The sequence below is a fragment of the Kitasatospora sp. NPDC127116 genome (assembly GCF_042677365.1).
Classification (GTDB): Bacteria; Actinomycetota; Actinomycetes; order Streptomycetales; family Streptomycetaceae; genus Kitasatospora; species Kitasatospora lactacystinica.
Genome location: NZ_JBHXTL010000106.1, coordinates 1 through 12,633, shown reverse-complemented (window position 1 = coordinate 12,633; position 12,633 = coordinate 1). Strand labels below are relative to the sequence as shown.

At 73.7% G+C, this 12,633-nt stretch carries 6 protein-coding genes; all 6 read left to right on the top strand.

Annotation, left to right across the window (positions count from 1 at the left end; genetic code table 11):
- Nucleotides 1-33 precede the first annotated feature (33 nt).
- The 6 genes from ACFVHV_RS32340 to ACFVHV_RS32315 all read left to right on the top strand — a co-directional run bounded on the left by ACFVHV_RS32340 (nt 34) and on the right by ACFVHV_RS32315 (nt 12,325).
- Nucleotides 34-3,300 carry a hypothetical protein gene (locus ACFVHV_RS32340; RefSeq protein ID WP_380355847.1) on the top strand — a complete coding sequence of 1,089 codons (3,267 nt, stop codon included), beginning with the start codon at nt 34-36 and terminating at the stop codon, nt 3,298-3,300.
- 223 nt (nt 3,301-3,523) lie between these two features.
- Nucleotides 3,524-5,362: a glycoside hydrolase family 15 protein gene (locus ACFVHV_RS32335; RefSeq protein ID WP_380355845.1), complete on the top strand. Its 1,839-nt coding sequence runs from the start codon at nt 3,524-3,526 to the stop codon at nt 5,360-5,362.
- Nucleotides 5,363-5,769: 407 nt separating this feature from the next.
- On the top strand, nt 5,770-7,920 hold the full coding sequence (locus ACFVHV_RS32330; protein ID WP_380355843.1) for a PEP/pyruvate-binding domain-containing protein: 2,151 nt from the start codon (nt 5,770-5,772) through the stop codon (nt 7,918-7,920).
- Between the two features lie 177 nt (nt 7,921-8,097).
- Nucleotides 8,098-9,453 (top strand): ATP-grasp domain-containing protein, encoded by a 1,356-nt coding sequence (locus tag ACFVHV_RS32325; RefSeq protein ID WP_359899697.1) that lies wholly within the window; start codon nt 8,098-8,100, stop codon nt 9,451-9,453.
- 52 nt (nt 9,454-9,505) lie between these two features.
- Nucleotides 9,506-10,663, top strand: a complete 1,158-nt coding sequence (locus ACFVHV_RS32320; RefSeq protein WP_380355841.1) for a nucleotide disphospho-sugar-binding domain-containing protein — start codon at nt 9,506-9,508, stop codon at nt 10,661-10,663.
- A 540-nt stretch (nt 10,664-11,203) separates the two neighbouring features.
- Nucleotides 11,204-12,325, top strand: a complete 1,122-nt coding sequence (locus tag ACFVHV_RS32315) for an NADAR family protein (RefSeq protein ID WP_380355838.1) — start codon at nt 11,204-11,206, stop codon at nt 12,323-12,325.
- Nucleotides 12,326-12,633: the final 308 nt, after the last annotated feature.

Below are 12,633 nucleotides of genomic sequence, written 5' to 3'. Positions count from 1 at the left end.
CCGGGCCGGGCCCGTCGGGCACAATCGGCGCCGATGCCTCACCTGACTGCCGACCGGCTGCTCGCCGCCGTCGAACCACTGCCCCATCCGCTCCGGCTGCGCGAGGTGGCCCGTACCGCCGCCGCCCTCGCCCCCTCCGACCTGACGGCCCTGCTCGCCGAGCTGGACGGCCGTGGCCCGTACGAACGCCGACTCGCCGCGCTCGCCGCCCTCGCCGGACGGCAAGCGCGCCATCTGATCGACCGGATCGACGACCCCGACCCCGTCGTGCGGCGCTACGCGCACCGGGCGATCGGGGAGCTGCCGTTCCCGGACGGCGACCTTGAGGCCGCGATGCTCACCGCCCCGAAGGCGGTCCGCGACGAGCTGGCCCGCGCCGTCCTGCGGGCCGGGCGCACAGCGGTGGCCGAGCGGCTGGTGCCGGTCGTCCGCGAGCGCTGGGGCGCCGCCGAGGCGGCCCGGCTGCTGCCGGTCTGCTCGACCGAGGCCGTCGCCGCCGAACTGCCCGCGCTGGCCCACGCGATCGCCTTCTCCACCTCGCTCGGACACCGCCACCCGGGCGCGGTGCTGGACGAGGCCGAGCGTCAACTCGCCGACCTGCCGTACGGCTTGAGGCGCACCTTCTGGCACCGGCACGCCCTCGGCCTGGCCGCCGCCGCGGGCCGCGAACCGGCCCGGATGCTGGAGCTGCTGGAGCGCCACCCCGTGGCCGGCCTGCCCGGCCCGCTGCGCGACCGGCTCGCCGGCCTCGCCGCCGTCTCCGCCGAGCGGACCGTCCGCCTGCTGCTCGCGATCGACCGGCACCGCCACGAGCCGCCGCTGCGCGCCGGCGTGGCCCGTCGGCTGGCCGCGGCCCGGCCGGACGGACTCGCCGCGCTCGCGCACCGCCACCACGGGAGCCACCTCGCGCTGCTGCGGCAGCTGCCCCCGGCCCGGCGGGCCGCCTTCTACGACGAGGTGGCGGCGCAGCCCGGGCCGTACCGCTCCTGGTACTCCGTCGACGTCCTCGCCGTGCTGCCCGCGAAGGAGCGGCACGTGCGGGCGCGGGCCCGGCTGGCGGCGGACAGCGAGGACGTCGTCCCGCTCGTCCTGCTGCCGGTCGCCGAGGCCCGGCCGAGGCTGCTGGCCGAGACCCGCGTGGCCGACGCCTGGGACCGGGGCTGGGCCTGGGCACAGCTGGTCCGGCAGGCCGCACTCTCCGGCGAACCGGGCGCCCTGCCCGAGGCGCTCGAACTGCTCACCCGACTGCGCAACGAGCAGGACCCGGTCCGCGGCACGGCGCTGGAGGAGGTCGCGGGAGTGCCGCCGCGGCTCTTCGACGACGCCGCCGCCGGCCCGCTGGAGCGGCTCACCGACGACGCCCTGGCCGCCCGGGACTGTTCGGCGCGCACGCGCACCGCACTCGGCCGTCTCGCCGGTGCCGTCCTCGGCGAGCACGTGGGCGGGCCGGCCCGCGAACTGCTCGCCTGGGCCGTCCGCACCCTCGAACGGACCGACGGCGCCGGCCTCACCGTCCCGCCCCGGCGCGAGGCCGCTGTGGTCGACGCGCTGTGGGCCGCCCTGGAACGCTCGGCCCGATCCAGCGACGCCGCACTGCTGCTCGCGCTGGCCGGGACGCTCGGCGACCGGGCACGACGTGCTCCCGCCCTCGCCGAACTGCTGGAGCGCGTCCTGCGCTCGGGCGGCGACCGTGCCGTCGAACGGGCCGCCGCACCGCTGCTGCGCGACCCCGCCACCGGCGGCGAACGCGTGGCCCGGCTGCTCGCGCTCAGGCCGTCGGCCGTCACCCTGGCCCCGGTGCGGGCCGTCCTGACCCGGATCCGCACCGATCTGCTCGGGCCCCTGCTCGACACCCCCCTGACCCCGACCGACCTGGCCGACGCGGACCGCTGGCTCCCCGCACAGCAGCACGCGGCCGCCGAACGGCTCGCCCGCACGGTCGGCGACCCCACCCGGGCCCTGGCCGAGCGCGCCGCCGCCCTGCGCGCCGCGGCCCGGATCCCCGTCCACGGCGAGGCCCTGCTGCGCCGGTACGCGGGCTCCGCCGAGACCGTCCTCGCCGAGGCCGCGCTCGCCGCGCTGCCCTGGACCGAGCGCCCCGCCGGGGCGCTGCCCGAACTGCTCTCCCACGCCGCCGACGACCGCGCCCGGGTCGCCCTCCACGCGGCCGGCCGCGCGGCCCGGTTCGCGCGGAGCTCCGAACTGGGCCCCGCGCTGCGGCGGATCGCGCTCGATCCGGCGGCGAAGGTGACCAGCCGCAAGCAGGCCGTCCGGCTCGCCGCCGCGCACCTGCTCCTGGACGAGGCGGCCGCCCTGCTGCGCGAGGCGTACACCGCGCCGGGGCAGCACCACGACGTCCGCGCCGCGGTGCTGGCGACGGTCGGTGACCGGATCGCCGACCTGCCGCTGTGGGACGTGCTCACCGACGCTGCCGACGGGCCGGAGGGACTGCGGAACGCACTGGTCCTGCACCTGAGCGGGGAACGGACAGCCGCGGAGCACCGCCCGGCGTTCGCCGGCCTGATGGCCCGGCTGGCGGTCGACGCCGACCTCCTCACCGCCTCACCCGCGCAGGGGCAGCTCGTCTCCTGGGGCCGGTACGCGCCGGGGGCGGTGCGGGCACTCGTCCCGCTGGTGACCGACCTCGCCGAGCAGGACCGCTGCCAGGGAGCGGCCCGCGCGCTGACCGGAATGGCCCTGTCGGACGCCCCGCACCCGCTCGGCGGCTGCGCGCCGGGCAGCGTCCTGGCGGATGCCCTGACCGCCCTGATCGAGACCCTGCGGGCCGGGGAACCGGAGTTTCCCGGCCGCGACCAGCCGGCCCGGCGGCGGATCGACGCGCTCACCGGCTGGATGTGGAGCCCGAACGCCACCGCGCGGGCCGTCCGCGCCACCCGGCGGGAGGTCGCCGCGATTCTGCTCACCGAACCCGCGCTGCTGCCCGAGGCCACCCGGCGACTGGTCGAGGCGCTCGACCTCGACGCACCGGACCTGGGCGAGCGCGTCGCCGAGCTGGCCGTCCTGGTCGCCGACCGTCCGGTGCTGGCGGTGGCCGCCGCCGACGCACTGAACCGCCAGGGCAACGGACGACGGGAGGCACCGGAGCACGCGCTGGCGGCCGCCCGCCGACTGGCCGCCGACGACGGACTCGCGCCCGGCCTGTTCGCCGTCGCACTGACGAGCACGGGGGCGCAGCTGGGCTGGCCCGCCGAGTGGCGGGAGGTGCTGCACGCGCTGCGCCGCCACCCGCGGCCGGACGTCCGGGACGCCGCGCTCGCGGTGTTCACCGACCCTGCGTGAGCGGACCCCTGCGTTCGAGGACCCCTGCGTTCGAGGACCCCTGCGTTCGAGGACCCCTGCGTTCGAGGACCCCTGCGTTCGGGGACCCCTGCGGGTCGGCCCGTGGCCGCTCCCGCCCCCCGATACGCAGGGTGAGCCGGAACAAGGTCCGCGACGGCGGTGTTCCACCGTCAACGGGCACGGCTCTGCCCGGCGTCCACGCCGCGGCGGTAGGGAGGCCGGTATGGCACTGCAGGGCACCGGATTCGGGCCGGCGGACGGCTCGCGCTATCTGCCGATCGCCGAGCACGGCCTGATCGGCGATCTCCGCTCCGCCGCGCTGGTGGGGACCGACGGCACGATCGACTGGTACTGCTGCCCGCGTTTCGACGCCCCCAGCGTCTTCGCGTCCATCCTCGACGCCGACCGGGGCGGGTCGTTCGAGCTGGCCGCCGATGTGCCGACGCGCACCCGGCAGTTCTACTTCCCCGACACCAACGTCCTGATCACCCGGTTCTTTGCCACCGACGGGGTGGCGGAGATCCAGGACTTCATGCCGGTCGTGGACGAGTCGCGCGAGGCCGGTCGCCACCGGCTGATCCGGCGGGTGGTGTGTGCCCGGGGAACGCTTCCGTTCCGGGCGCGGGTGGCTCCCCGCTTCGACTACGGATCCGAACCGCACACCGTGAGCGTCCGGGCCCACGAGGCCGTCTTCGAGTCCCCCTCGATGGCGCTCGCGCTGACGGCCACCGTGCCGCTCGAACGCGAGGGCGTGGACGTGGGGTCGCACTTCAAGCTCCTCGAAGGCGAGTCGGCGGTGTTCGCCCTCGACCGGGTCGGCGGCGACCTGGCCCCGCGGGCGTGTCCCCGGGCCGAGGCGGAGGAGCAGTTCGAGGCGACGGTGCGGTTCTGGCGCCGCTGGCTGGCCGGTTCGCGCTACCACGGGCGGTGGCGCGAGATGGTGCACCGCTCCGCGCTGGTGCTGAAACTGCTCACCTACGCGCCGACCGGTGCGATCGTGGCCGCGCCGACGACGAGCCTGCCCGAGCGGATCGGCGGCGAGCGCAACTGGGACTACCGGTACGTGTGGGTCCGGGACGCGGCCTTCTGCGTCTACGCCATGCTCCGGCTGGGTTTCACCGCGGAGGCCGAGGCCTTCATGGGCTTCCTCTCCGACCGGGGCATCCTGCGGGGCGGCGCGGGCGCCACGGGACCGCTGCAGATCATGTACGGGATCGACGGGCGCGGCGACCTGCCCGAGCGCGAGCTGTCCCACCTGGAGGGATACCTGGGCTCCGCCCCGGTGCGGGTGGGGAACGCGGCCACCGGCCAGCTCCAGCTGGACATCTACGGGGCGCTGATCGACTCCGTCTACCTGTACGACAAGTGGGGGCAGCCGATCAGCAGTGCGCACTGGGACGAGGTCGGTGCCGTGGTGGACTGGCTCTGCGACCACTGGGACCAGCCCGACGAAGGCGTCTGGGAGACCAGGGGCGGCCGGAAGGACTTCCTGTACTCACGGCTGATGTGCTGGGTGGCGATCGAGCGGGCCATCAGGTTGGCGAACCGGCGCGGGCTGCCGGCGGACCTGCCTCGCTGGCAGCGGAGCCGGGACGCGATCTACCGGCAGATCATGCGACGCGGCTGGTCGGCCGACCGCAGGGCGTTCGCCCAGACCCTGGGCGGCGACGTCCTCGACGCCTCCGTGCTGATGATGCCGCTGGCCAAGTTCATCTCGCCGAGCGACCCCAAGTGGCTGTCGACCCTGGACGCGCTGAGCGCGGAACTCGTCTCCGACTCGCTGGTCTACCGCTACGACCCGGAGGCCAGCCCGGACGGTCTGCGCGGGGCCGAGGGCACCTTCTCGATCTGCTCCTTCTGGTACGTCGAGGCCCTCGCCCGCGCCGGACGCGTGGAGGAGGCCCGGCTGGCCTTCGAGAAGATGCTCACCTATGCCAACCACCTCGGCCTGTACGCCGAGGAGATCGGGCCGACCGGTGAGCAGCTCGGGAACTTCCCGCAGGCGTTCACCCATCTCGCGCTGATCAGCGCCGCTTTCAACCTGGACCGCACGCTCGGTTGACGAATGCGGCGCCCCGTCCGGAACGGCTGACATTCGGCGCGGCCGGGAAGCCCGGAATTCGGAGGAATGATTCGATCCACTTGTCGGCATTGCCGACGGGCGAGGTGGGCGAGTGCGCAGCCCTCCGAGGTCGTACAGTCGTTCAGGAATCAACACTTCCGGAAATCCCCGATTGCCCGTCACGAGCCCGCCGTCCCGTGCTGTGACCTTTGCCACAGCTTTATGCGGAGTCGTGGCTTCCTTGACCGGATTCTTATGGCCGGATCGATGCATGATGGCCAGATGTCGCATGATCATTCGTCAAACGTTCATACCGAATGGCAGTGTGGGCGTGGTCGTACCCGACCCTTCTGCAACAGGTGTGCACGGATCGTGTACACGATGACGAATGGCTGAACTCTGTGCGCATGACCCGTTCGGATCGCAACGACGCGACCACGCGGCCCCGCTTCTTGGACGAAAAGCTCACCCTTGAGGAGTTCTCCGAGCTCGCCGGCCAGGTCGGCGGCTATCCCTATGTGAAGATCGTGCTCGACTGCGACGAGTCGGTGCTTCACTTCATCGACAGTGCCGACGGCACTCTCCATGTCCGCTACATCGCGTGCGAGATCCTCGGCATGTCGATCGACGAACTCGCCGGCAGGCTCGATTCGTTCAACGACGACGTCTACCGGAATCCCGACCGCCGCTTCTATCTCGGCACGCTCGCCCGCCATACCGGCCGCGCCGACCGGCCCACGGAAAGCGGCCACGAGGCCGAGGATTTCCTGTCCCTGGAAACGGTCGACGTCGACACCATGTCCCAGGACATGCTGCGCTTCTTCTATCACCGGGTGCGCGAGCACGTCGATCCTTCGCTGCGGCTGGTCCTGAAGCCGGCCGGCCACCAGCAGGAGGGCTACCTCGCCGGAATTCCGGAGAGCGAGATTCCGCGCGTCCTGTCCCATGAGCTCTATTCCGTGGCCTCGTTCGTGCCGCTGAACCCCGGGGAGGCCCACGGGCGGCTGCGGGTGTTCCGCTCGGAGGAGGAGTACCGGGCCGAGGCCGAACCGCTGGAGTGGCACGACATCGTGGTGATGCCCCGGGTGCCCGAGGACATCCCCCGGGTGTCCGGCATCATCCACACCGAGCACACCACGCCGCTCTCCCACATCAACGTGATGGCCGCCGGGTGGCGGATCCCCAACGCCGTCGGCATCGGCGCCGTCGAACGGATCGACCGCGCCGGGCTGGACGGCCGGTGGGTGCGCTACCGGGTCGAGGCCGAGGGCGGGGACCTCCTCCTCGAAGCAGCTCAGCCGGGGGACCACGGTGGCGACGGGAGCCACGAGGGCCACGGCAGCCGCGAGGGCGGCGAGGGCCACGGGGGAGTCCGGCCGACTCCGCCGGCCGATCACATCGTCGTCGACCGGCCCGACCTCACGCCCACGCCGATCACCCCGCTGTCCGAACTGCGCGCGGGGGACCACGTCCGGTTCGGCACCAAGGCCGCCAACCTCGGTGAACTCACCCACCTGCTGCAGCACGGCTCTCCCCGCTGGCTCGGCTTCTACCAGGTGCCCCGGCCGCCCCGGGCCGACCTGCTGCGCTACCTGGCCCGGCAACTCGGCCTCCCGGAGGACGCGGACGGGGCCGAGCTGAACGCCGCCGCGCAGCTCCTGGTGAAGGAGTACGCCGAGGTGCCGCGCGGGATCGTGCTGCCGTTCTCCCTCCAGCAGCGCTTCCTCGACTCCTCGGCGGAGCTCCGGAACGCCGTCGACCGGCTGGACTCCCTTCTCCAGGAGGGGACTTCGCCCCAGGAGGGGACGTCACTCAGGGAGAGGGGTCCGAGCCGGGCGTCGCTCCACGCGGAGACGTCGCGGATCGAGGAACTCTGCCTCGACGTGCAGCGGCTGATCCGCAGCACCCCGCTGCCCGACCCGATCCGCGCCGAGGTCGACCGGGCGATCGACCGCCACCTGTACGGCGCCACCGTCCAGGTCGTCCGCAGCTCCTCCAACGCCGAGGACCTGTCCGGCTTCTCCGCCGCCGGACTCTACGAATCGGTGGCGCACGTCAGCGGCACGGACGCGGTCCTCGACGCCGTCCGGGAGGTCTGGGCCTCGCTCTTCTCGCCGCGCGCGGTGCTGCTGCGGCGCCAGGCGGGCATCGCCCTGGACCACTGCCGGATGGGCGTGGTCGTCCAGGAGCAGGTCGGATCCACCGTCGGCGGCGTCCTGGTCACCTGCAACCCGCTGAGCCCGCAGGACTTCCGCGACGTCTACCTCAACATCTCGCCGCGCTCGGTGGCCGACGTGGTGACCGGCCGGGGCGCCCCGCTCCAGTACCTGTGCAACACCATGGAGGGCGGAAGCCGGACGGTCTCGCTGGGCACCGCCGCCACCGACCTGGATGCCGCGACCAAGGACCTCGTGCGCCGACTGGCCCTGATCAGCAGGCTGTTGCAGTCGCACTTCTCGCCCGACGAGACGTACAGGGCCCCTGTCGACATCGAGTGGGCGATCGAGGGCGACCGGATCAGCCTGCTGCAGCTGCGCCCCTTCCGCACCGCCGACTGACGCTGCCGGAGCACCGCACCGGCCCGGCGTGCCGCGGCCCGGCCTGTCATGGGCCGACGAGCCGCGGGCCGACGCGCCGCCGCGAGCCGACACGCCGCGGGCAGACCTGCCGCGGGCCGGTGCGGCGTGGCTCCGGCACGCCCGCGAACGATTGAACTTCCTTCAGGAGTAAGTACGTTGAACAAGATCCTGTACGTCTACGTCAAGGGCGGCGCCCCGCTGGAGTACGCCTTCCCGCGCATCGCCGCCTGCGGCGAGCTGCACGTCCTCGCGCTGGCGCCGCTGCCCACGTCCGGGGAGGACGTGTGGCGGCCCAGCTGTACCAGCATCGAGCTGGTGCCCGAGGCGCCGCGCGGCGACGAACTGGTCGAGCTGATCGTGGAGTACGCGAAGGCCATCGGGGCCGACGCGCTGCTGACCCTCTCGGAGTTCGCGGTCCTGGCCGTCGCGCACGCCGCGAGCCGTCTCCACCTGGCCGGTCCGGGGGAGGGGATCGTCCGCGCCAGGGACAAGCGGCTGATGCGGGAGGCCTGGGCCGCCGCCGGGGTGCCGATACCCGCGTTCCGCCGGGTCGACAGCCTCGGTGACCTGACCTCCGCACTGGCCGAACTCGAAGCCCCGCTGCTGCTCAAGCCGGCCTGGGGCGCCGGGTCGGTCGCCCAGATCGTGCTGGACTCGGTCGAGGAGGCCGCCCCGGCATGGGCCGGGATCGAGAGCGGACTGCGGGCGGGCAGCCAGGTCGGCATGAACGAGCTGTACGCCGAGGACACCGACCGGGACCGCCTGGTCGAGACGATCGCCCAGGGCTCCACCGAGGGCTGGTACCAGGAGCCCGGCTACGGCGACTACGTGAGCGTGGAGGGGATCGTCGCGGACGGCGTCTACCGTCCGCTGGCCATGACCGCCAAGTTGCCGACCGTGCCGTCCTTCGTCGAGGTGGCCAGCACCTCGCCCTCCGTCCTGCCGGTGCCGCTGCAACGCCGGATCGAGGAGGTGTCGCGGCAGGCCGTCGACGCGCTCGGGCTGGAGAACTGCGGCACCCACACCGAGCTGAAGCTGATGAAGGACGGCGAGCTGGTGGTCATCGAGACCGCGGCCAGGTTCGGTGGCCTGCTGACGACCAGGCAGGTCCACGAGGTCTTCGGGCTCGACCCGATCGGCATGCTGGTCCGGCAGCTGCTCGGCGAGCGGGTGGACTACCCGGAGGCCATGCTCACCGACGGGGTCAGGGCCGCCGCGTCGCTGGCCGTCGTCCCGGCCGACGCCTCGGGAGCGCCCTGGCGGAGCAGCCCGGTCTGGAACCCGCAGGCCGTGGACTGGCAGAGCCTGCTCTCCCCGGGCAGCACCATCGAGGCCGTACCCGCCTTCGCGATGCCCGCGGGCCGGACGGTCCCCGCCTTCGACCCGTCCGCGGGCTCGCGCAACTGGCTCGGGGTCTACCTGCTGAGCGCCGTCGACGCCGCCACCCTGCAGCGCGACTGCAACGCCGTGCTGAACGGGATGGAAGCCGCCCTGCACCGGGCCGCCTCCTGAACCCCGCCAACCCCTCGTCCCCAACTCCCATCCCTCCGAGCGAGGTTCCTCCATGCGTGTACTGTTCGCCGGCGTACCCGGCATCGGCCACCTCTTCCCGCTGGTCCCGCTGGCCAGGGCGATGCACGAGCTCGGCCACGAGGTCGCGACGGCCTCGATGGACGGTGGCGAAGACGTCGCCGGGGCCGGTCTGCCGTACCTGCCCATCGCGCCGGGGCTCGACTGGCGCAAGGTCATCAGAGAGGCCGGCCGCACCCAGCGGCCCGACCTGATGCAGCGGGTGGTCGAGAGCAATTCGGCCGATCGCGAGGCGTTCGTCCCGCTGGCCGCCCTCGTCAACAGCCGGGTGGCCGACGACGTGGTCGAGCTCGCCGAGCGGTGGCGGCCGGACCTGGTGGTGTACGACTACCAGTTCCCGGTGGCCCTGCTCGCGGCGACCCGCCTCGGCGTGCCCGCGGTCCAGCACGACCTCGGGTTCGTCCGCACCCCGAAGCTGCGCGCGCTGATGCTCGCGGAGATGGCGGACACCTTCGCCCGGCACGGAATCGACCGGCTGCCCGAGCCGGCCGAGGTCATCGACCTCGCGCCACCGAGCATGGCCGGGGACGAGCGGTACGGCTGCTCGATGCGGCCCGTCGCCTACAACGGGGAGGGCGGCCTCCCCGCCGACCTGGCCGTGCCCGCCCACCGCCCGCGCGTGGCGGTGACGCTGGGCACCGTTCCGCCCAAGACGGACGGCCTGACCAGGATCGAGCGGGTGATCGAGGCGGCCGCCGACATCGACGCGGAGTTCGTGCTGGCGACCGGGGACCTCGACCTCAGCACGCTCGACACCCTGCCGGACAACGTCCGCGCCTACGGCTGGGTCCCGTGGCGGGCGCTGCTGGAGACCTGCGCGGCCGCCATCCACCACGGCGGCAGCAGCACCGCCCTGGGCGCACTGGATGCGGGCATCCCGCAACTCGTCCTCCCCGACGGCTCCGACCGCTTCATCAACGCGGACGCGGTACGGGACCGGGGCGCCGGCCTCCGCGCCGCCGCCGAGGACATCGGCCCGGCCCTGCTCACCCGGCTGCTCACCGACACCGAGCTCACCCGGGCCGCGCGAGAGGTCAGCGCCGAGATCGCGGCCATGCCGAGCCCACGGGCAGTCGCGGAACGCCTCGCCGGCCTCACCGGCACCGCGGGCCTCGCCGGCACCGCGGGCTGAGGCAGCCGCCGGCCCGTACGGGATCCACCGTGGAAAGAAAGGAGCCCCGCCGGATTCCCCGGCGGGGCTCCTTCGCCGGCCGGGCCGTCCCGGGGACCCCCTCCTCGCCGACGGTCCCGCCGGGAGGGGAGGGGGAAGTCACGGCGCCGCCGCGCGCTCCGGGAGTCTCACCCGGACGGCCCTGGTCGGTTGTGTCCCGGCTCAGGATCGACCCGGTCATCGCCGGCCAGGCGGTGAAGTGGCTGCGCAACCGGGTCCCGGCCGTGGCGGCGGACCAGCCCTGGTGCATGGCGGTCAACTTCGTCAAGTCGGCACCGACACCGGCGCCTGGGTCACCGAGCGCCCCCGCCTGCTCGGCCGGCCCACCTGGCACGGCGACGATGACCGGCCCGCGGCGGTCGCAGCCCCGGCCCGAGGCTGACCCGCCGGCCCGACACCGACCCGCGTCGCCCGCGCGGGACTGCGGCCGCCGACCCGGCCTCCACCCGGCTCGGAGGAAAACCGGGAGCCGTTCGGCGTCCACCGCGACACAATCACGGGATGATCGGCAAGCAGATCACCCATCGCACCGCGGACGGCGTCCGCATACCCGGAACCTGGCGGCACGCCTTCATCCACAACGGCGGCCACTACTTCCTCACCGACCTCTTCATCTACGCCGACGGGCTCATCGACTGCTGGGAACTCGTCACGGTCGAGGAGTTCGAGGAGAAGCTGCGCACCGGCTGGGTGGCCACCACCCTCCCGGAGGGCGGGGAGGCCTCCGCGCACGACCTGGCGGACTGGAAGTTCGGCGAGCCGGAGAGTTGGCTGACACCCGAGCTGCTGCTCGCCGAAATCCGCGACACCATCGACCAGTTGAACGGGCGCCCCGACTCGACCGACCGCTGCCTCGCTGCCGTCGACACCTTCCTCGCCGACCGGACCGAGGAGAACCGGGCCGCGGCCCGCGCCGCCTTCCTGGCCGTCCCGGAGTCGCAGCGCCGCTACGCCCTGGGCGACATGGACAGCAAGGACCGGCCGCTGCGGATCCTGGTGGCCGGGCCCGGCGGCCGGACCTACCTGTCGTTCGACGGAACGGTCACGCAGGAGGACTACGCCGGCGCCCTCGCGTACTTCGAGGAGCGGGCCCGCTGGCAGGCCGAGCGGCCCACCCGTGTCCCGGCGGACGGACCGGCGGCCCCCCACGCCCCGGCGGTCCAGCTCTACCAGTGGTACCCGGGGGAGCCGGTGGAGGACCCCGGCAAGCGCGGCCTGCGCAACGACTACCCCGCCCCGATCACCGTGGCGGACGTGACCTACCCCTCCGTCGCCCATGCCTACTGGGCCCTGTCGGCGGCCCGGCCCGAGGTCCGGGCGGCGATCGTGACGGCGGACGACTCCGCGGCGGCACGCAGGCTCGCGGCCGGGGAGCCGCGCCGCGAGGGCTGGGAGCACGCCCGGACCGCCGTCATGACGCGTCTGCTGCGCGCGAAGTACGACCAGCATCCCGAGCTGGCCGAGATCCTGCTGGCGACGGACTACGCCACCGTGATCTACGACGACATGGCCTCGGACTTCTGGGGCGACAACGCCGGCCGGGGCCGCAACTGGGCGGGCCGCCTCCTCGAACTCGTCCGTTCCGAACTGCATGTGCGGCGGGCCGGAGTCCCGGGGCTGTGAGCGGGTCGGGCGAGCGGCTCCCGGGAGGCAGGGAGGCAGGGAGGCAGGGAGGCCGGGGAGGCCCGGGAGGCCGCCTCCACCGTTGGTGGAAGCGGCCTCCCCGTTCCGTCATCCCGTGGTCACGAAGAGATGAACCGGGGCCCCTTCAAGCAATTCTGACGAATCGTCAGGCAGCCGGAAGGCGCGGGGTGCGCGGCGGTTCCGTGCGGCGGTGCCCGGTCGTCTCGAAGGCGGCGGCGAGCTGGAGCAGCAGGTTGTCGTCGTAGGCGCGGCCCGCGAAGGTCAGCCCCACCGGCATGCCGATGTCG

Coding starts and splice junctions, on each gene's coding strand:
- ACFVHV_RS32330 (WP_380355843.1), top strand. CDS start 5,770: ATGACCCGTTCGGATCGCAACGACGCGACCACGCGGCCCCGCTTCTTG.
- ACFVHV_RS32340 (WP_380355847.1), top strand. CDS start 34: ATGCCTCACCTGACTGCCGACCGGCTGCTCGCCGCCGTCGAACCACTG.
- ACFVHV_RS32335 (WP_380355845.1), top strand. CDS start 3,524: ATGGCACTGCAGGGCACCGGATTCGGGCCGGCGGACGGCTCGCGCTAT.
- ACFVHV_RS32320 (WP_380355841.1), top strand. CDS start 9,506: ATGCGTGTACTGTTCGCCGGCGTACCCGGCATCGGCCACCTCTTCCCG.
- ACFVHV_RS32315 (WP_380355838.1), top strand. CDS start 11,204: ATGATCGGCAAGCAGATCACCCATCGCACCGCGGACGGCGTCCGCATA.